Genomic DNA, 20,210 nt, shown 5'->3' with positions numbered 1-20,210 from the left:
CCGGGACGATCACTATATTTTATAAAACGACCTATCCCGTACGGAATGGTTTCCTCTGACAAGCTGCCTAAAAACTATGATTTTGCCGAGGTGGAGGAGCGCTGGCGGAAGAGCTGGCGCGACGAGGACCACTATTTTGATCACAACTCGGAAAAACCGCAGTTCGTGATCGATACGCCCCCTCCTTATCCCACGGGAAATTTCCATATCGGTAACGCACTGAACTGGTGTTATATCGACTTCTTTGCACGCTATAAGCGGATGAAAGGCTACAACGTAATGTTCCCGCAGGGCTGGGACTGCCATGGCCTTCCCACCGAAGTAAAAGTCGAGGAACTCAACCATATCACCAAAAACGATGTCTCGCGCGAGGAGTTCCGGCGGATGTGCCGCGAGCTCACGGAGAAGAACATCGAACAGATGCGCCTGACGCTTCGTCGCATGGCCTTCTCCACTGACTGGTCAAACGAGTACATTACGATGACGCCGAAGTACTACGCAAAGACCCAGCTCTCGTTTCTGAGGATGCTTGCGTCCGGCTATATCTACCAGGACGAGCACCCGGTAAATTACTGTACCCGGTGCGAGACGGCGATTGCGTTTGCGGAGGTTTCCTATGAAGACCGTGAGACGCAGCTGAACTATTTTGATTTCGATGGCGTCGAAATTGCGACCACCCGCCCCGAGCTCCTTGCGGCCTGTGTCGCGGTGGCGGTGCACCCGGCCGATGACCGGTACCATCGCCTCAAAGGAAAGACCCTCTCTGTTCCGCTCTTTGGCCACCAGGTCTCGGTCGTACAGGATGAGGCAGTCGACCCGAAGTTCGGGTCCGGCGCGGTCATGATCTGTACGTTCGGGGACAAGCAGGATGTCCACTGGTGGAAGCAGCACAACCTCCCGCTCAGGAAGGCCATTGACCGCCGGGGAATGATGACAGGTATTTCCGGAAAGTATACCGGGCTTTCCACATCCGAATGCAGGAAGGCGATCCTTGCCGATATGCAGGCGGCCGGTATCCTCAAAAAACAGGAAAAACTCGAACAGCGCGTTGGCACCTGCTGGCGGTGCAAGACGCCGATCGAGATCCTTTCCGGCCGGCAGTGGTTCATCCGGATCAAACAGAAGGAGATCCGGGATGCCGCCCACCAGATCACGTGGTACCCGGAGCACATGCTCCTGCGGATGGAGAACTGGATCGACCAGATGGAGTGGGACTGGTGCATCTCCCGGCAGCGGATCTTTGCGACCCCGATCCCGGTCTGGTTCTGCAAAAAGTGCGGCGGGATGGTGGTGCCGGACGAAAAGGACCTTCCCTGCGATCCCACCCTTACGCAGCCGAAACATCCCTGCCCCAAATGCGGGGACCATGAATTTACCGGTGAAGAGGACGTGCTCGATACCTGGATGGACTCGTCCATCTCGGTCTTAAACGTGACCGGCTGGGACGGTTCAGGAAAGCCGAAGATCTTCCCGGCGCAGATACGCCCCCAGGGCCACGATATTATCCGGACCTGGGCGTTCTACTCGATCCTGCGCTCGGTCGCACTGACGGGAAGCAAGCCCTGGGACCAGATCCTCGTGAACGGCATGGTGCTCGGCGAGGACGGCTTCAAGATGAGCAAGAGCCGGGGCAATGTTATCGTGCCCGAAGAACTGGTGGGACGGTACGGCGCAGATGCGCTCCGGCAGTGGGCAGCAACCGGTGCGGCCCTTGGTTCCGATATCATGTTCTCCTGGAACGACGTGATTGCCGCGTCCCGGTTCCAGACCAAGCTGTGGAACATCGCCAAGTTCGCGCTCATCCAGCTCGAAAAGGAGGGCATCGGTGAGAACGCACCGGTGACGGCACTTGCCGACCGGTGGCTGCTCGCCCGGCTCTCCGACACGGTAGAAACCGTCAGCGCGAGGATGGAGAACTACGAGTTCGATGAAGCCTTAAAAGCCATCCGGGAATTTGCCTGGGACGTGCTTGCCGACAACTACATCGAGCTCGCGAAGGGCCGGCTCTATACCGAAGGCGCGTCGAGAAAGAGCGCCTGCCGCGTGCTCTATGCCGCGTACGATGCGCTCTGCCGGATGCTCGCGCCGTTTATCCCGTACTTTGCCGAGGAGTGCTACTCGTATCTCGACAAGGGGAGCGTCCACAAGCAGCCCTGGGTCTCGTTTACCTTTGACGACCCGGCAGCCCGGACCGAAGGCGACCTGCTCGTTAAGGTCGTCGCCGAAGTGCGAAAGTACAAGCACGACAACGGTCTTGCCTTAAATGCCCCGCTCGGGAAGGTCACGGTCTATGCCCCGCATACCGCAAATGACGAAGGGGACACGGCCCGGACCCTGAACGCGGACGTCCACTGGCGGACCGACAAGGCCCATCTCGACAAGGTTGTCTCCGGCATCGACTTCAACCGCTCCGTTGTCGGCCCGACATTCAGGAAAGATGCGGGCACGTTCATGGAAGCGGTAAAAGCGCTCCCGGCCGAAGAACTGGCGCACCCGCTAAAAACGATCAAGGTGAACGGGAAGGATCTCGCTATTCCCGAAAATGCGTTTGCGCCGAAGTACTCCTATGTGGAAGAGGGTGCGAAGGTCGATGTGATCACGATCGGCGATGTGATCGTGACGATTGCGACAAAGGAATAACTTTTTTTTTAAAAGAATTCGTTGCTGATTGTTAGAATTGTAAAATAAAATTTGGGTGTAATTTCCTTATCCGCACACCTATACTCAGGGTTCAAGTCTCAAATCTCATTTTTCAAAGAGTGCGAGCCAAAGATATTCTCCAAGACAGCATTTTATGTCGAAATCCCCGCTGGGACGTCACACTTTTCAAGTCCAAATCATTTACAAATGAGATTCTTCCAATTTCTGGTTGGAACGTATGTCTAATTGATCATTTATTCTAATTCGTGAATCCCGCCCAAAATTAATTTCATCCAACGTAGACTTAATAGCGCAATTTTTTAAATTTTCGATGCCATCATCGATTGCCGTGTCCAGTATTTGTTTAAATTCGTCATCAATTTTAGTTAAATCTAGTATGTATTCAGCAAACAGTTCTGCAAACGATTCATAAAAATCACCACGATCATTGGTAAATTTTTTTGTTGAGTAATTTGATTCTAAAGGAGCCATCGCTTTTTCAGAGGTACAATAGTCAATAAAATGACCATACTCATGAAGGATTGTTTTCATTATTTCAGTCTTGGAAGCCATTGTGTAATGTGCGTATACAAAAACAGCATATCTACCATTTATTTGCCGCTGATATGGCCAATGGCATCCAATTGATGTGTAGTCCTCTCCATCTTTGTAACTAATTTTACTTCGAACGAGGAATGGCAGCCCTTTCTTTTTCACTATTGCTTCTGTTTTCTTTTCAATCGATCTAATACGAGCATTTTTTCGAAAATCTGGAGTGAAAAAAGAAACAAATCTCCAAAATGTGAATTTTGGGTACTTGCGCACATTTTGAAGGTATAAACTTAATTCACTAATCATTTGAGGTAATTTAAACTTTTTATAAAACATAGTCTTTTCGCAACCGTTCTATCCCATCGTACACATTTATCCAAAATTGTTTTGTTACATCACCTTCAGGGCAGATATCATCAGGATCCAACGCCGTATTAAGGTTCAGGAATGAGTTTTCATCTTCACGAGACCACCACAACGATTCCATCGATTTACGATACATCCCCCTCATCGCTTTCTCTCGGAGTCACTCGGGCGCCCCTTCGGGGATGGCGGGATTTTTTCGGGGCTGCTGTCCCTATCATATCCTCGGTTTTTTTCTGTTTCTTTACGAGTCAATTTGTTCTGTCATCTATCCGGATTGTGAGGTAAAAAGGAGAGATTAATCGACGATTAAAAATAACCCCTCGTCATTATATGAAACGGAACATTTTTCAAAATGATACCCATTTAGTTGATTATTCAGTTTGCGAAGTGTTTTAGGTGAATTAGGTTGATCTCTTGATCTGTTCATTGATTCGCCGGGATTTAGTAGGGGAAACTGAATAGCTAAACCTTCATTTGTATCAAATGGAGGACCATTTGTATTTTGAGAATAAGAATAGGTAATGTCGATATTTTGGAGTGTACTATTCCCATTATTTGAAACAACGAAAGTCACATTTACATAAGATTCATTAATGGGTTGAATAGTCTTTGTCACATTGAAAACAGAAGTATCACAAGTCTCTGTCTTACTCAAACACCCCATAACGGCAATAGACACTATGAGAACCAAAATAATTACAATCCACATGAACTTGGCTCTGTGCTCCATAACGCAATGATAAATTCGTAGCCATTAATCCTTTCTTATATGCTACAGAGATGCTTTTTACTCCGATAAGGTTTTAATTTAATCTCTGAATCTTGGAATCTAGGGGTCGATCTCATTATCTTCAAGTTACAGATGGTCTGCAACTACTTGCAACGGGCAAGTCCTCCCCGCCTCAGGGCCACTCGCGGGGCAAGTGAGTATCTGGGCACATCCCTGATCTGCCTCGGGGGCGCCCAGTCGGGGGCGGCGGAACTCCTCATTCATGGGGTGGGGGTATGGGCATCAGCCCCCTTCATCATAATCAGCCGCTGGAAACTGATCGACTAAATTCGGCCTGTTCATAAGAGTGGTGATGGTATGCGGGGTCGGTGGGTGGGAATGACGTGAGTAAGATTATCAATAATGTGATCTAGCGGGTGTTGATCGCACTTTTTACAGCCCTCATGTACATTACCAAATCACCCTACACATTATTTTTTATGGAGGTATTTATTGTCGTAATTAGTTTGATTTTTTTTGCAATTGTGTTGTTAGAATCAATTTTGAGTACTACATCACATAAACGTTGGATTTCATCATATTCTTCACTTTGATTTAAAATCCAACATAAATTCAATATACTGTCTATTTTTTTGGGATTCTGCGAAATAATCCTATTAAAAATTACTTTTGCTTCGGTGATTTCTCCAAGTTGACCTAGTACAACTCCTTTGTTGTTCCATGCATTTTCATCGCTTGTGAAAAATATTAACCCATCATTGATTACCTTAATGGCTTCATGATGATAGCCTAAAAATTCATAATTAAATCCACTATCAAAATAATTTTTTGCAATAATACTACCCTCTTTTTGATCATCAGTCAATAGTTGTTGAAGTGATTGATACCGCTTAAGGTCAGAGCGCAACAAGGAAGTAAAATTCCATTTAATAATATTGTTTTGTTTTGGGTTGGATAGGTCTCCCTGATACGTAAGGCCATCTCCGATATTAGTTGCGGACTTTAATACTGCTTGGGCTCTCTCTAGTGGAGTTAATTGAGGAAGATCTTTTTTTGTAACCTTATTACTTTTCATTAACAGTTCTTCAATTAAATTTGAAGTTTTTATTAATGAAATTGATTTTTCCAAAACCAAATTTTTGTATTTTTTAACATCTTGGTTATTGGGATCAATTTTTAATGCATTATCAAAAGATTTAACGCCCTCATCAAAATTTAATAGTAAAACCAATGATTTTCCTCGTAAATACCAAGTATCGGCATTTTGGGGATTGAGTGCGAGTGCATTTTCAAATGCTATTACAGCATTTTCAAAATTATTAGTGTGGTAAAACTCTTTACCTTTGTTGTTCCATGCATTGACATGCCTTGGGTTTATCTCAAGAGCTTTATCGAAGCATTCAATTGCTTCTTGAGACCTGCCAAGTGTGCTGAGAGTTATTCCTTTATTGTACCATATCGATGCATTTGCATTATTTGGGTCGATTGACAACGCTTTATTAAACGCATCCAGAGAATCCTGAATTAGGCCAAGTTTGCTGAGGGCGATTCCTTTATTGTACCATACCGATGCATTATTTGGGTCAATTGATAACGCTTTGTCAAAAGCTTGCAGTGCTTCCTGATTTTTACCCAGATTGCTGAAGTCAACGCCTCTATTAAACCAAATTTCGGCGGTTGTCAAAACAAGTCCCCATCTTTTTTGTGTCTCATTTTTCAATACTCGGTTATACCAAATAAGTTTGTTCCTTCTTTCGGAAAAGTCCGGCAATGTAACTAAGGATTTCAAAAAAATGTTATGTTCCGAGCTGAGGATTCCGGGAAAAGATCGGCATCAGTAACTGATGCTCTCCAGAAAAAACCGGATCTGTTGCCGGGCATTCGCTCAAAAGTGTGGTGCAGGTACTGAGTATTCCAGAAAAACGAGCTGCTTGCCTTGAGTATTTTAAAGAGTCCGTCCGGCCCGGATCCGAAAAGGTGGGCACCCGCTCCTTTCACTTCACAATCCCATCAACCGAATACGATTGAGCATTCGGATCCCGGTAAGTGCGTAGCGCAAAACCCGACGAGGCGTTTTGCGCGTAGAGCATCGCATCGTTTCAGCGGCCTGGGAAAACTTCTGTGAAATGATTTCTTTCTTATTTTAAAATTGATTTGTTTGTTTATCCAGTCGCGTACAGCAGATTATTTTTTCTCGCCTCCCCCTAGGAAATCTCCCCCAGGAAAGGCAAATCCCCGGCACTTATCAGTTTTCGCCATCCAAATGCTGCTAATTGTTACCTCACGATCTCCGACGGAAAAATACCATAAATGACCTGAATTATTACCGCGTTTTGGGGAATTATTACCTTCCGATCCGAGAAAACAGGGAATCGGAGCCCGTACAGGGCGTATTTTTGAAGTACTTATCCATCCAAAAAACTGGTGTCTGGCGAATGCCGTTCAAAGCGGCATTTGTTCCCGTAAGGGAACAGGAGTTTACAGCTGGGGGTGACCGCTCCGGCATCCTCTGTTCTCATGATCAGACTTGAGTTAATCCGGGCTCAGAATAAGCCCGGATTGCCCATTCTAGGATCCAATCGGAGCCCGATACGGGCTCCGTTTTAAAATAAGCCTAAATCAGCCTTATTTTTGCAATCGGACGAATTAAAAAGTTCGCATAAACGCGTTTTACGGGCCGATCTCATGCTAAACGGGTGTTTGATGGATCCCGGAAAAAGAGGCCGAAAAAAGGCCGTTATAGCCCGCTTATGGGCATTATATGGGCCTCAATTTGGGCGTATTTTGGCAAATAAATCGACATATGGGCTCTTTTTCATTTCCGGTGGTATCAGACGGTTTTACGGGCGTATTTTTGGGGGATATCAGGATCTTTTCCGGTTCTCCCGTTTTTTCTTTGTATCCGTGCCCGGGTCCTGGGCTGTAGTATCTTCCAGAATTTTCCGGATCCCTCGCTTTAATACCGGTAAATCCTGCAGTATGGTCTCATACACCGCTTCGTAATCCACGCCAAAATAGTGGTGGATGATTTTGTCACGCATGCCAGCCGTTGCTTTCCACGGAATATCCGGGGCATCTTTACGCAACTGCGGCGAGACATTTTTTGCAGCCTCACCAATAATGGAGAGCATCCGTTCAATCCCCGCGCGTTCGAGCGGATGGTTTTTGAGATCCTCGGCAGAAGAGATTTTTTTTGCAAACTCTTCGATATGGGAAATTGCATCAAGGATATGGTGGAGGTACGCCGGATCTTCTGGTCTCATCCATAGATCACCACTTCGTCCCGGTGGATTGAGGAGGAAAGGTATGGACTGATCGATTTTTCCGTGACGAGATCGACCGGCACCTTGACGGCTTTTGCTATTTCATCCTCGATCTGGATAAGCTGGATAAGGCTTTTTGGCCGGGCAAACCGGACAAGGATATCGATATCGCTTTTTTTGCCGGCTTCTCCCCGGGCGTATGAACCAAAGATGGCGATCCGCTCAGCACCGTACTTTTTCAGTATCGTAACGATGCGATCCCGGATTTCTTTTTTAATCCCGCATGCCGCCATACATTGAACCCTGCCTTTTTGGTTATGTGTAATTGTTTTAGTATTATTATCGGCCCATCATCAGTCTTTTGCCAGCCCCTCTTGATCTGTTGACAGGTCACCCCTCATCCATCACCATGATCGATCACCCCGACCTCAAAAAAATTTTGTCGTCCCTCCTCCCCCACTTCACGCTCCGCAAAAAATCGATCGGACTGATCAATTTCAAAATTGGTCGGGGCGACCCGGTTACCGGACACTTCCAATAGAGATCGAGTCACGATCCGATGGGTGAAGAATCAAGTTCCTCCCCGAGTGTCTCCCTGACTCTGGTCTAGTTTTGCAAATCCCGGATAATTTTCGTAAGGGCGGTTTGCAGCGGGGGAAGATCCTGTTCGACAGTGGTCCACAACCGCTGGATATGCACATCAAAATAGGCATGAATTAACTTATCACGGGTTCCGGCGATTGTTCGCCATGGGACCCCGGGATATTCTTTCTGGACAGATTCCGGGACATGTTTTGCCGCTTCTCCAAGGATTTCAAGTGCACGGATGACGGCAAATATTTTTTCTTCGTTGTTCACGAAGTCCGCGGGGTCCATTCCCTGAGTGAATGACCGGGCTTTTTCCACGGCATGGAGCATATCCTGAAGGTATACAAGGGGGTCCCGGGGGGCAGTCATAACGGGACCGCCTCGCTCAGGATCCGCTGCCGCAGGGCAGGCTTGACCGCGCTTTTCTCGACAAGGTCAATGGGAATGCCCAGGTAGTCCGATAGCTCCTGTTCGAGAGTGACAAAATCAAAGAGCGAGACCTTTCGGGACGAGTCGAACTCAACCAGGATGTCCAGATCGCTCAGTACGGTCTGTTCACCACGGACCCATGAACCGAACACCTCTATCGACACGACACCGTATGCGCGCTGGATCTCCGGCAATTTCCTGCGAAGATGCTTCTTTACCTCCTCAAGTGATCGCTTCATTCGTGGTGGATGAATGTTTTTTGTCATGATGGTTTTTCCCTTTCCGGGCGCACCTTGGTATCAGTCCTGCAGGATTTCCGGCAGGGATCCCCCTTTTTGCTCAGATTCCCTGTACTTAAGATAGTCAGGGGATCTTATAAACACGAGGTGACTATGGACTTGTCGATTACCTTGTTGCAGGGTGCCCGATACATCTCTATTAATCTCTATTCAGTGCTTTTTTCATTCAGGAGTTTTTGGCAATTGCAGGAATCCTCAAAAGAACCTTTTTTGCTCCCGATACTTTTCCCCTCTTTTCTTTTTCATCTATGAAAAAAGTTTTAAAAGCGATGAAATGATTGCCCGGTTGCCCCAGTTACAAGTCCCTTGCCCGAGCAGAGGCCCCGACGAGGCGCCCGAGCGACCCCCGAAGGGGTGGGTGCACTCGCCGATCAATAAGATGTAAAAGAAAAAATCTTGGGTATGTCCCAACTCCGGCTATTTCCTCTTCTGTTTCCTTCCGTGTGCCACCATCTGCCGGATCGCATCGGCAACAAACCCGGCCAGTTCCTCTTTTTCCATTAAAGCATCGACCACAACAAACCGGCCCGGTTCGGCACGGGCAAATGCGAGATACCTGTCCTGGACTTTTTCAAGGATTTCGCGCCGCTCGAAGTGTTCCCGCCCGCTCTTTTCCGCAAGCCGCTCAAGGGCGTCATCCACCGGGATAGCAAGGAGGAATGTCTTGTCCGGTACAATCGACCAGCCGTTGTGCATCGCCCGGAGCCATCCCTCCGGTTCCGGGATGACGCCTTCGAGCGTGACTGACTGGTAGGCGAACCGGCTGTCCGAGTACCTGTCGGAGATTACCAGTTTATTGTCCCTGAGCGCCGGGCGCACAACGGTCGCAAGGTGGGCGGCGTGGTCGGCGACAAAGAGCGTTGCTTCCGTGATGGGATCGATCTGCTCGGCGATTGCCCGCCGTACCGATTCACCCACCCACGTTGCCCCGGGCTCCCGGGTGAAGACCGGCTCGAGGTCGGCCAGTTTTTCTCTGAGCGCCATAAGCAGCGTGCTCTTTCCTGTCCCGTCGATGCCTTCCAGTGTTACGAGCAACAGTATCCCCTCCGGATCCATTCGACCGGCACGGCACCTTTGTGGAGTGCCGTCGCGATGATGGCGCCATCGAACCCGGCATCCTTAAGGGTTTCGAGATCCGCAACAGATGCAACACCCCCGCCGTAGAGCAGCCGCCCGTCGTAGGCGGCCCGCCACGCTTCGAGCGAGCCTGACCCTGACCCGATCCCCTCAAGGGTTCCCACAAATCCAAGGTTGAGGAGGATGCATCCGTCAAAATCCCATTCACCGGCAGAACGGAGAACGGCCTCGGGGTTGGCTCCCGAGGGGATCACCTTTCCGTGTATCACGTCAACGCTCAGGTACCCCCCGTGGTACCGGGAGAGATCGTCCCCCCCGGTCTCGGTTCCTATGATGTTTTCGATATGCAGCCCGGCAAGCATATCGGTCGGAGACCGTATTCCCCGGTCGACATAGCAGCGCTCCACGAGGCCGGCGCAGGTCCGGATAATCGCATCGTGGGAACCGGTGCCTTCGATACGGTCGAGGTCTGCGATGTAGATATATTTTGGTGCAATGGCCTGGATAAAACCGACCGGTTCTGCCGTCGGAGAAATCCCCCAGTCGAGCGGCTTGTAGGTTTCCCGCAGCCCGGATTTTCCGTGTACGACCATATTGCGCCGCAAATCCAACGCAAGCACCAGTTCCATCGGTAACGCAACCACTATTAGGATAAAAGATCATTAAAGTTTATGCAATTGTTGGTCAGCCCCAGCTCTATTTCCGAGGCTCAGTGCTCCGTTGCTGCCGATATCATTGACGTTAAAAAACCGTCCGAGGGTTCGCTTGGTGCCAATTTTCCCTGGGTGATCCGGGAGATTAAGGCATTTGCGAAAAAACCCGTGAGCGCAGCGATCGGGGACTTCCCGTACAAGCCGGGCGGCGCCGCCCTTGCTGCATACGGGGCTGCCTGTGCCGGGGCTGATTATATCAAGATCGGACTTGCCTTTCCCGGGAAAGACCATGCCCGCGAAGTGATCGCCGCAGTCACAAAGGCAGTCAAGGACGAATTCCCCGGGAAGTTTGTCGTCATTGCCGGGTACTCTGATTACGAGCGGATGGGTTCGATCTCCCCTTTCGACATCTCTCCCGTTGCTGCCGCATGCGGGGCTGACTACGCGATGGTCGATACGGGGATTAAGGACGGGCGGAGTACGTTCTCCTTCATGGACGAGGCAGCCCTTGCACAGTTCACCGCTGGCAACCGGAAACTCGGTCTTGGCACGGCCCTTGCCGGCTCGCTCAAATTCGACGACATCGATGCATTGAAACGCATCAACCCGGAGATTATCGGGGTCCGCGGGATGGTCTGCGGGGGCGACCGTAACGCAACTATCCGTGAGGATCTCGTAAAGACCGCACTTGCCAGAATCCGGTAAGAGATCAGGTAAATTATCAGGTGTGCTATGTATCTCAAAAAACTGGATGTTCCCCTCTCTCTCACGTTTGACGACGTGCTGCTGGAACCGCAGGAATCCTGGATCGAGCCAGCCGAGACCGATACCCGGACCCGGTTCACCAAAAACATCGGGCTCAATATTCCCCTTGTTTCGTCCGCGATGGACACGGTCACCGAGTCCATGATGGCGATCGCCCTTGCGCGCGAAGGCGGGATCGGTGTGATCCACCGGAACATGACAGCCGAACACGAGCTCCAGGAGGTCAATTTCGTCAAGCAGGCAGAGGAGCTCATCGAGCGCGACGTCCTGTATGTCGAGGACACGGCCACGGTTTCCGATGCCGAGAAACTGATGAACCAGTACAGTATCGGTGGCGTGCCTGTGGTCGGGAAGGGTAAAATTATCGGGATCGTTTCCCGGCGCGACGTGCGGGCCATCGTCTCCCGGCGTGGTGAGGAAAGCATCAAGGCCATCATGACAAAAAAGCCGATCACGGCCGATGAGGACATCACGCCCGAAAAGGCGCTCGAAGTCATGTACACCAACAAGGTCGAACGCCTGCCGGTGGCTGATAAATGCGGGAGGCTGATCGGTATCATTACGATGCAGGATATCCTTGAAAAGCGCCAGTACCCGCGTGCGACCCGGGACTGGAAAGGCAACCTGCAGGTGGCGGCAGCAGTCGGGCCATTCGACTTTACCCGGGCGACCCTCCTCGATGAGCGTGGCGTTGACGCACTGGTTGTCGACTGTGCCCACGGCCACAATATGAAGGTGGTCGAGGCAGTTAAAAACATCAAGGGCTGCGTAAAAGCGGACGTGATCGCCGGAAACATTGCGACCAGGAAAGCGGCAGAGGCCCTCGTGGATGCAAATGTGGATGGCATCAAGGTGGGCATCGGCCCGGGCTCCATCTGCACGACCCGGATTGTCGCGGGTACGGGCGTCCCGCAGATCACCGCGATTGCGCAGGTCGCCGATATTGCATCCCGGGCAGATATTCCGATCATTGCCGATGGCGGTGTCCGGTACTCAGGTGACGTCGCAAAGGCGATCGCCGCCGGTGCCGACACCGTGATGATGGGGAGCATGTTTGCCGGGACCGATGAGGCGCCGGGAAAGGTGATCACGATCAAGGGCCGGCGCTACAAGCAGTACCGGGGCATGGGGTCGCTTGGTGTCATGAGCTCGGGCCAGTCCAGCGACCGGTACTTCCAGAAGAAGGGGATCGGGAGCACGAAGTTTGTGCCGGAGGGCGTGGAAGGAGTCACACCGTATGTCGGGCACGTGGGCGAGGTGATCTACCAGCTCGTGGGCGGCCTGAAGTCAGCGATGGGCTACACGGGTGCCCCCACGATCGCGGATATGCACAAGAAGGCCCGGTTTGTCCGGATTACAAACGCCGGCATGACCGAAAGCCACCCGCACAATATCCTGATCACCGATGAAGCGCCGAACTACCGGCTCTTTGAATAAGTCTTTTCTTTTTTGCCATCCGGGACCTGGTGAACCGGGACGAGGTGAACAAACCGTTCATCACGTACCTGAAAAATAACCGTCACAAACCCGTTTTTTTATACGGGTCCGGGCGTTTTTTGCCAACAAAAAAAAGGTCTTACAGGATTTCTTATGCGACCAGCTGTTTTGCCCGGAACCGGTTCCGGACCTTTTCGGAAAAGTATTTCCCGACCGCGCTTGAACTCATGAGATCAGCGTAAACTTTTGAAGGGACACCCGAGTACTGGTAAACAAGTCCTGAATGAAATTCGATCTCCAGATTTTTCATGGCGTCATCATATCCTACGGAGCGAAGAATACAGGATTTAACGGACTGTCTTTCCAAAAGTATCACCGTTATCTTATAGGTGCTCCGGACGGTTAATGGTTTTTATAAAACAAGGAAAATGCGATATTGCAGAGGATGTTAAAATCGGCCAGCGGGAGTGGTCCCGGTGACACGGCGGCCGGCAACCGGTTTTCTCCTTAATAGAAATTTCCCGTAAGACAAAAGGGTGGAATGGGAATGATCCCCCTCACGTCATTGTTTCAGGAGGGAGTCTGCCCCCATTCTATCAGGTTATCCGATCTTTCCTCAAAGTCCGGATCAAAATCCGCGAACTATATGTGGAACCTCTCATATTCCTCATTGTATGAAACCCGGACTTCCCTTCCACCTCTGCCTGATCCTTCTCTTCGCCATCGGCACCTGCGGGTGCATGTCGTCATCCCCGCAGAGCAGCCCTGCCGGTACTGCCGTCACCGCTTCACCCGTTCCCGGCGTCGCGGGCAGTACCGCGACGGGAATCCCGGTGGGCCGGGGCCAGTTCGTCTTTAACGATTCGCTCGGGAACGCAGACCGCCCGATCACCGTGTATACTTACCGCCCGGCCTCCTGGACGCAGTCAGGGCCGATCCTGATCGTGATGCCGGGCGCAGGCCGGACCGGTGAGTCTCCCCGGGACACCTGGATCCCGTACGCTGACGAGTACTCCAGCATTGTTCTCGTTCCCGAATTCTCGCAGCAGTACTATCCCGGGGACATGTGGTACCCGCTGGGGTACACCTACGGCGACACGAACTGGGAGCCCAGGGCAAACTGGACGTTTACGGCCATCGAGCACCTTTTCGATTATGTCCGCACCGGGACCGGGGCCACCCGGCAGTCCTATCTTCTTGACGGGCACAGCGCCGGCGGCCAGTTTGTCCACCGGCTGGCGACCTTCCTCCCCAACGCGCGGTACAGCCGGGCAGTCGCCGCAAACGCCGGGGTGTACGTGATGCCGGACTATTCGATCCCGTACCCGTTCGGGCTCAAAGACTCCCCGCTCCCGCAGAGCGAGCTCGCGACAGTGTTTTCCCGGAAACTCATTATCATGTCGGGCGGCAGCGATACCAACCCCAACGATACCAGCCTTGCCAGTTTCCCTCTCGCCGAGGCAGAGGGCAGCACCCGGTTTGCCCGGGCACAGGCTTACTATGCACGTGCACAGGCACAGGCAGCTGCACTCGGCGTCCCGCTCAATTGGGAGTACCATGTCGTCCCGGGCATCGGGCACGATGAGGCTGGCATGGCCGGGCCCTCCGCCGCGCTGCTCTTCAATGCGAGCTGAGGGGAGTCCGGGCAGTCACGTATGAATTTCAGGTTCCGGGTGGTCTTAGTGACTTCGCGTCTTCGGAGTGATGCGGCCGGGCATGAGAAAAAATCAAAACACTGACCCGGTAATCCCCAGTTTGTAAAGCAGGTATACGATAACAATGAGAAGCAACCCGAAACAGATGATGAAAATGTCCCTGTTTCGTTGCGATGTAGTGTCCAGCCACCGTACAATCCAGACCATAATTTCTCTCATGCGATCAATTCAAATTTTAATTAAATAACTCTTGCTCTGCATCGCCTTCCACCCGCCACGTCCCACCAGGTACGCGCCCGGTTGATCACCTGCGAAACGTATCAGGATCCAAAAAACATTTTTTTTTATTTTTTGTTTAATACATAATATCCCGCAACGAGAAAGACCAGCGAAATCAACCAGTACATGGGCAGATATTCCGAATGCGCGATTGAATTTATCATGGATATTGTCGATGGCGACAGCGACCCCAGACTTATCAAAGAGGCCATTAACGATATTGCAATAAGAGCCACCCCGATAAGAAAAATAAGAGATCCGCCGATCAGATTTCGTTTTCTGGACCCCTTCTTTTTTTCCCAAGATTCTTCCCTTTCTTCGACCCGTTTTATAATAGACATATGACAGTGCCTTCTCTACCGGTGATATCATAAGTCTGGCGATTTTATTCTCTCCATCTCTGAAAGGAGGTTAGATCATCTATTTTGTTGGTGTTGTCGGCACGATTGAAACATGTATAATAGAAACGTAATAAGGAAAAGATGATTGACCCACGGGTGCGGTATAGGGCATGCTCACGGTAAATCCGGTTGTACCGGATGCCGGTACGATTATCGAATCATAGAGCGAAGAACCCTCGGTATCGACGTCGATACTTACGTTTAGGTTGTATTCCGACCTTGAATCAACGTTTCCAAAAATATGTAATGTTCCGGTTTTGTATTGGTTGGAGTAATTACCATCCACTCCCTGATAAGCAGGAACATCATTCATCGAATCAGCGACAAAATTTGAACCCGTACCTGAGATTTTCAAGAAAGTTGCCAGCGTTGTTTCGTCCGGCTGGTCGATTGTCGGTGTTGCGGTGACTGTCGGTACCGGTATCGCTTCTGTTACAGGAGGCTGGAGCGACACTGTTGGCGCCGTTGTGGAGTTTTTCTGATGTACCGCGTTATACATCCGGCATTGAGGACTGCCCCGAGACACATAACCAGAACAAAGAACGACCACCTTAACGACATTGTTTACACTACAATTCGTATTGAAATTTTATTATAATATATTGTTCCTAAAAAAAAGTCCCCGCCACGTATCACTCTTTGAAAAGTCCCGAAGGCCCGCCATCCTGTCAGAACCTCCCTGCAGGCCCTGGTGCATATGCGGGAGATCGCGTATGTTGCGGCTGGTGATATATGCCGGCTGGCAAACTACAGGAGAGAGAAAACCGGTATTAACAACATTTATCCTCTCGCTCTTCAAATTGCCCACTATGAAATCCCTGTTCCTTATTCTGCTCATAATACTGGTCATTGCATGCACGGGGTGCCTGCAAACAACAACGCCAGCATCAGAACTAACAGCCGTTCCCCCCGTCACCACACCGATGACCCCGGTAATGACGCCCAACTCCACCACACAGATGCAGATCAATATGAGCGCATGGCAGACCGGGCCAAATGTGTACGTACAGTACAATGGCGGGGCAAATGCCGCGGATCTGACCTCCCTCAATATCCGCATCATCAGCTATAGCGGAAATGTGGAAAGCCGGACGATCAATGCACCGGTACCCAACACCACCTGGCAGTTTACTTATGCCACCAGCAATTCTGCAAACCGGGTGAATATCGTAGGTACATTTTCAAACGGAAGACAACAAACCGTACTCTTCAAGTACTTGTGATCGTGAGGAAAGGATTTTGTTAAGGGAAAACACCAGATGTTGAACCGGTACCATGAATAGTGATCCGGACGGTTGAACGGGACGTTCAAGGAGAGGACAAAAGTGGTGCGGAGCCTTGATAGTGGACTTGGCGCGGCAGGAATGCAGACGTATTACTACATCCGACCTCATAAGGGAATCGGCGAAATGGTTCCGGCACAGATGGCAAACGTTCCATTGGATTTTACTGATAATCGCTGGATGACGATGATCGGGATGGCCAGTTCAAAATAAATTATTTAAAAATAATCATACCTTTTTTTAATCCATGTTTTATATATCGCTCCCTCTCTAAAATAGGAACAATGTACGAAGCAAGAGAGCGATATTGAATATTCTCGTTAATCCACCCACCAAGACTTCCCGGGGGAACATCACGTCTATTACATCTGGATGTTCCAATTTTCACCGTTTTTCCTTTAAAATGAGATAATAACCGCTCGTACTGAGCTTTTGTAACATACGATTCATGACCATTGCCATAATAAATGTGCGTTCCCTCCGATACAGATCCCTCAAATTCAAATTCGCTCCGTCCTGCGGAGGTAGATAACCGGATTCTCATAATATATGCTCCCCAGAAATCTATTATACAAATATTAATAAAAACCATCCTATGCCAGAAACCGAAATGGATTATCTCGGGACGGGTTTTAAAATCATAAATTTTCCTACATGGGCTATCAGAAATTCTGATGGTGTTGAAGAACCTCAAATAACTGAGGAAGCGTCAGCATATGTTCAAGAGCGTATGAATTTTTTAAGATTCGAACGCGGGAAATTTATTTCTGGATGTACTGAAATTGACAATGTATTAGGTGAAGCAATATCAGCTTTTTTCTTTAGAGAACATAGGGATGAATATAAGAGAGGACAGTTTCACGATTTTATTATTGATACTACAATTTTTTCATTCTCTCAAAGAAAAAATGTTATTCAGCAAATTATGAAAAAATACCCCCGTGAATTCCCGTTATTGGATAGTCATATTCGACAGATAATGTTTGAACAAATAGATTACGTTATTAAAATGCGGAATGCCTTTGCACACGGGAAAATTATTATTAATTATAGAGAGCGAACAAATACACTTTCATATTTTAATTCATCGAAGAATCGAATTGAGGAGTTACCTCTTAATTCAGAATTATTTTCGACCTTATCGACAATCACTGATGATCTATCTTCTCAGATTATTGAAAACTGTATATTTGGTGAAGTTGTTTAATAAAAGTCACTAAGACGCACCAGAACCCCCTAGCACAAATGGCAAATATCCCTCTGGATCTAACCGGTAATCGATGAATGACAATGATTGGGTTGGCGAGTGCGGGAAAATAATATTTTAAATTTGATCAATCGGTTCCCAGATCCTTAATATCCCCTCACTAATACCCGCTGATATGAATAATGCAATTAAATAAGCAATTAAAAATGAGATAAAAGCAGGAATAGAAGTATTTGGGGAAATAAGGGCAATAAACGATTCGAAAGTTTTTGGAGATTCATTCCATAGGTAAAAAACATACCTCATGAAAAAATAAAATAATGTAGCTTCGATTAACGCAAAATAAAACGATAACATTCTCTCCTTTATTGTGTTATATGCTGCTTTTTTGGCTTCTGGTGTTACATAAAAGAGGTCTATGGACTTAAATTTGAGCAGTCCGTGTTTAGTGGGATTCGATATAATTCTCAAAGAGACCAGAAAGGAGATGATCATAGGTAGAGATATTATGAAAGCTCCCGTTAATTGTTCAGGAGTTGGTTCCAGAATATAAATTACCGAGATATAGACAGGTAATGTGAGCTTAAGGTAACACCAATATACTTTTAAAAATCTCTCGCGTTGGGTTTCCCCAAAAACAGGGTCGTCTTTTTTATTTTTATGATATACACCTAATCGTGTAATGTTTTCAGATACAAAAAATAATGAGTTGTAGAACAAATATGATAATAACAAGGCTATTAAAACAAATGCCAAATACCAAAAAAAGACATACGAAGTAAAATTATATATCTCGATAATAATGTTGGCGATATAAGCTGCTGATAGCGAAATAATTGCATACGCTAAAATGATATTTACTATAAATTGAATTGGTAACGACAAAAACAAAATTGCCGTAATTATTGTATGGATAGTTTGGAACATGCCTACCACCCATTTGTAGTATTACTTATAAATCTAGTTTCATAAAAACCAAGAGTGTTATCACTACACCAATGAAGGAATGAGCTAATGCAAAGTAGATTCCTGTTGGTACTAAGGCAATTTGAATAATTATTCTGATTAGAGGTATTTTTGATTTTAGCCATGTTGCACCTGAGGGAGTTGGTTGTTCGGAAGTCATCACCCACGCTCCCTGAGAGCGGACAGTTCCCTTCAACGCACCAGAACCCCCCTACCGGATTTCTTTATATCGTAAGCACTAACATTAAGTAAATATGGAGGATCTCGCAGAGATAGCCCGGCTCCTGGATATCCTCGGGAACCGGAACCGCCGGCGAATCATTGGCCTGCTCCGGCAGAAACCGTGCTTTGTCACCGAGATATCGGAGACGCTGATGATCTCGCCGAAAGCCGTCATCGAGCATCTCCAGCTCATGGAGCGGGAGGAGATCCTGTCCTGCCAGATGGATGACCGCCGGCGCAAGTACTACTACCTCGCAAACGATATCCTCGTGGACGTCAGCCTGAGAAGCCTGCAGAGCGCCATAACCGGGCAGGAAGATGCGGCGGCAGGGAATGCGGCCGGGGAGCGGACCCGGCAGGCAGTCGTCATGCTCGCAAAGATGGTCCAGGCCCACGACCAGCTGGTCGCGCACCTCGAACAGCTCAACCATGATATCGAGACGAAACTTGCCGATCTTGCCCGTAACCATAATGATTTATTCAGGAGCGAGCGAGAGTTATCTGTAGCAATTGCCCTGTCCCACGAACCGCTGACCCCCGCCGAACTCGCGGAGGCAACCGGGTGCCCTGAGGAAGAACTCGGGCCGATCCTGGCAACGTTCGAGAAAAAGGGGATTGTGTCGAGAACAAAGAACCGGATCACACTCAGAGGAGTCCATGCAGACGAATCCCAACAACCCCTACGATGAAGTGTTTGGCAACCTCTCAAAGATAGTCGAGGAGATCGTGCGGAACATGCCTGAGGCCGAGCACGCCCGCATTATCGGGTACACCATCGTGACCCGGCATGCATCCGGCGAACCCGGGATCTACCCCGGCGGGGCGAACAGCGGGGACGACGACCTCCCGTACGAGGTGCAGGAGACCGATACCCAGATCTTCATCACCGCCGCGATCCCGCCCGAGGCAGAGCACGCCCCCTACGCGGATATCCAGACAAACGTCGTCCGGATCTGTGTTGACGATCATTTCACCACCATCATGCTCGACAAGCCCATCGATATCATCCACAGCACGTACCGGGTGCACCGCGGCGTCATGGACATCACGCTCAGGAAAATCCCCGACTATAAATAATTCCCAGATCTTTTTTTTAGTCCTTTTTTCTTATCGCACCTGCCCTGCGGTCGGCCTGAGAAGCCGGGGGCAAAAAGAATGCAGGGGTCCTGGGGAAACGAACCTGAAACGGTTACATTTCAGCAACCAGAAAAACCGGTAAAAATATGCGAGGTCCCACCCCATCAGGCACCTCCGGGGCATAACAGGGCAGTGTTTTTTTGTTTTTTTGTCACTGATCCGCCGCGGGGGCGTCCCTTCGGGGGCGGCGGCACTCATCGTAGCTGGTAAAAAATGTAGCGATCTCCTCCTCGTATCTGGATGATCTTTTTAATAAACGGA

Annotated in this window: 22 protein-coding genes; 9 read left to right on the top strand and 13 right to left on the bottom strand. The window is 49.2% G+C overall.

Features of this window, described 5'->3' with window-relative positions; translation table 11 throughout:
• Positions 1-45: 45 nt before the first annotated feature.
• On the top strand, positions 46-2,640 hold the full coding sequence (locus tag ACLQMU_RS04340; RefSeq protein ID WP_424039709.1) for a valine--tRNA ligase: 2,595 nt from the start codon (positions 46-48) through the stop codon (positions 2,638-2,640).
• A 201-nt stretch (positions 2,641-2,841) separates the two neighbouring features.
• On the opposite strand, the gene ACLQMU_RS04335 is transcribed toward ACLQMU_RS04340, so the two are convergent.
• The 9 genes from ACLQMU_RS04335 to ACLQMU_RS04295 form a co-directional block, all read right to left on the bottom strand.
• Complete coding sequence (locus ACLQMU_RS04335; RefSeq protein WP_443673563.1) at positions 2,842-3,528, bottom strand: hypothetical protein; 687 nt, start codon at positions 3,526-3,528, stop codon at positions 2,842-2,844.
• Between the two features lie 325 nt (positions 3,529-3,853).
• Positions 3,854-4,267: a hypothetical protein gene (locus ACLQMU_RS04330; RefSeq protein WP_422149455.1), complete on the bottom strand. Its 414-nt coding sequence runs from the start codon at positions 4,265-4,267 to the stop codon at positions 3,854-3,856.
• Positions 4,268-4,751: 484 nt separating this feature from the next.
• Entirely contained in the window at positions 4,752-6,008 is a 1,257-nt protein-coding gene (locus ACLQMU_RS04325; protein ID WP_443673562.1) for a tetratricopeptide repeat protein, read from the bottom strand.
• Between the two features lie 1,144 nt (positions 6,009-7,152).
• Positions 7,153-7,551 (bottom strand): HepT-like ribonuclease domain-containing protein, encoded by a 399-nt coding sequence (locus ACLQMU_RS04320; RefSeq protein ID WP_422149037.1) that lies wholly within the window; start codon positions 7,549-7,551, stop codon positions 7,153-7,155.
• Positions 7,548-7,844 (bottom strand): nucleotidyltransferase family protein, encoded by a 297-nt coding sequence (locus ACLQMU_RS04315; RefSeq protein ID WP_422149036.1) that lies wholly within the window; start codon positions 7,842-7,844, stop codon positions 7,548-7,550. The genes ACLQMU_RS04320 and ACLQMU_RS04315 overlap by 4 nt, the downstream gene beginning before the upstream one ends.
• A 313-nt stretch (positions 7,845-8,157) precedes the next feature.
• Complete coding sequence (locus ACLQMU_RS04310; RefSeq protein WP_422149035.1) at positions 8,158-8,508, bottom strand: HepT-like ribonuclease domain-containing protein; 351 nt, start codon at positions 8,506-8,508, stop codon at positions 8,158-8,160.
• Positions 8,505-8,807, bottom strand: a complete 303-nt coding sequence (locus ACLQMU_RS04305) for a nucleotidyltransferase family protein (RefSeq protein WP_422149034.1) — start codon at positions 8,805-8,807, stop codon at positions 8,505-8,507. The genes ACLQMU_RS04310 and ACLQMU_RS04305 overlap by 4 nt, the downstream gene beginning before the upstream one ends.
• A 477-nt stretch (positions 8,808-9,284) precedes the next feature.
• Positions 9,285-9,902 (bottom strand): dTMP kinase, encoded by a 618-nt coding sequence (gene tmk / locus ACLQMU_RS04300; protein WP_422149033.1) that lies wholly within the window; start codon positions 9,900-9,902, stop codon positions 9,285-9,287.
• Positions 9,893-10,588, bottom strand: coding sequence for a HisA/HisF-related TIM barrel protein (locus ACLQMU_RS04295; RefSeq protein WP_422149032.1), 696 nt, complete (start codon positions 10,586-10,588; stop codon positions 9,893-9,895). The genes tmk and ACLQMU_RS04295 overlap by 10 nt, the downstream gene beginning before the upstream one ends.
• 27 nt (positions 10,589-10,615) lie before the next feature.
• Between ACLQMU_RS04295 and ACLQMU_RS04290 the strand changes: the two genes are divergently transcribed.
• Together ACLQMU_RS04290 and guaB are read left to right on the top strand one after the other, a co-directional pair.
• Complete coding sequence (locus ACLQMU_RS04290; protein WP_424039634.1) at positions 10,616-11,302, top strand: (5-formylfuran-3-yl)methyl phosphate synthase; 687 nt, start codon at positions 10,616-10,618, stop codon at positions 11,300-11,302.
• Positions 11,303-11,329: 27 nt separating this feature from the next.
• The gene (gene guaB / locus ACLQMU_RS04285) at positions 11,330-12,799 is read left to right on the top strand and encodes an IMP dehydrogenase (protein WP_422149030.1); all 1,470 of its coding nucleotides are present in this window, start codon (positions 11,330-11,332) and stop codon (positions 12,797-12,799) included.
• A gap of 151 nt (positions 12,800-12,950) precedes the next feature.
• Here the strand turns inward: guaB and ACLQMU_RS04280 are convergent, their stop codons facing one another.
• On the bottom strand, positions 12,951-13,175 hold the full coding sequence (locus ACLQMU_RS04280) for a KTSC domain-containing protein (RefSeq protein WP_422150054.1): 225 nt from the start codon (positions 13,173-13,175) through the stop codon (positions 12,951-12,953).
• Between the two features lie 298 nt (positions 13,176-13,473).
• On the opposite strand from ACLQMU_RS04280, the gene ACLQMU_RS04275 reads away from it, so the two are divergent.
• Positions 13,474-14,433 carry a hypothetical protein gene (locus ACLQMU_RS04275; protein WP_422150053.1) on the top strand — a complete coding sequence of 320 codons (960 nt, stop codon included), beginning with the start codon at positions 13,474-13,476 and terminating at the stop codon, positions 14,431-14,433.
• A gap of 93 nt (positions 14,434-14,526) precedes the next feature.
• Here ACLQMU_RS04275 and ACLQMU_RS04270 read toward each other — a convergent pair whose 3' ends face one another.
• Positions 14,527-14,661 (bottom strand): hypothetical protein, encoded by a 135-nt coding sequence (locus ACLQMU_RS04270; protein WP_424040791.1) that lies wholly within the window; start codon positions 14,659-14,661, stop codon positions 14,527-14,529.
• Between the two features lie 234 nt (positions 14,662-14,895).
• On the opposite strand from ACLQMU_RS04270, the gene ACLQMU_RS04265 reads away from it, so the two are divergent.
• Entirely contained in the window at positions 14,896-15,078 is a 183-nt protein-coding gene (locus ACLQMU_RS04265) for a hypothetical protein (RefSeq protein WP_422150052.1), read from the top strand.
• Positions 15,079-15,153: 75 nt separating this feature from the next.
• Here ACLQMU_RS04265 and ACLQMU_RS04260 read toward each other — a convergent pair whose 3' ends face one another.
• Positions 15,154-15,633, bottom strand: a complete 480-nt coding sequence (locus ACLQMU_RS04260; RefSeq protein WP_443673561.1) for a hypothetical protein — start codon at positions 15,631-15,633, stop codon at positions 15,154-15,156.
• A 310-nt stretch (positions 15,634-15,943) separates the two neighbouring features.
• On the opposite strand from ACLQMU_RS04260, the gene ACLQMU_RS04255 reads away from it, so the two are divergent.
• Together ACLQMU_RS04255 and ACLQMU_RS04250 are read left to right on the top strand one after the other, a co-directional pair.
• Positions 15,944-16,357: a hypothetical protein gene (locus tag ACLQMU_RS04255; protein ID WP_422150050.1), complete on the top strand. Its 414-nt coding sequence runs from the start codon at positions 15,944-15,946 to the stop codon at positions 16,355-16,357.
• 655 nt (positions 16,358-17,012) lie between these two features.
• Entirely contained in the window at positions 17,013-17,624 is a 612-nt protein-coding gene (locus ACLQMU_RS04250; RefSeq protein WP_422150049.1) for a hypothetical protein, read from the top strand.
• Positions 17,625-17,741: 117 nt separating this feature from the next.
• Here the strand turns inward: ACLQMU_RS04250 and ACLQMU_RS04245 are convergent, their stop codons facing one another.
• Complete coding sequence (locus ACLQMU_RS04245; protein WP_422150048.1) at positions 17,742-18,380, bottom strand: hypothetical protein; 639 nt, start codon at positions 18,378-18,380, stop codon at positions 17,742-17,744.
• A gap of 464 nt (positions 18,381-18,844) precedes the next feature.
• Between ACLQMU_RS04245 and ACLQMU_RS04240 the strand changes: the two genes are divergently transcribed.
• Together ACLQMU_RS04240 and ACLQMU_RS04235 are read left to right on the top strand one after the other, a co-directional pair.
• The gene (locus ACLQMU_RS04240; protein ID WP_422150047.1) at positions 18,845-19,501 is read left to right on the top strand and encodes an ArsR family transcriptional regulator; all 657 of its coding nucleotides are present in this window, start codon (positions 18,845-18,847) and stop codon (positions 19,499-19,501) included.
• Positions 19,470-19,889 (top strand): hypothetical protein, encoded by a 420-nt coding sequence (locus ACLQMU_RS04235; RefSeq protein ID WP_424040080.1) that lies wholly within the window; start codon positions 19,470-19,472, stop codon positions 19,887-19,889. Before ACLQMU_RS04240 ends, ACLQMU_RS04235 begins: the two co-directional genes overlap by 32 nt.
• The last annotated feature ends 321 nt before the right edge of the window (positions 19,890-20,210 follow it).

Origin of the sequence: Methanoregula sp. (assembly GCF_052325125.1) — an archaeon.
GTDB lineage: Archaea > Halobacteriota > Methanomicrobia > Methanomicrobiales > Methanospirillaceae > Methanoregula.
Note: the sequence above shows the minus strand (reverse complement) of the source record. Positions and strands in the feature narration are given on the sequence as shown.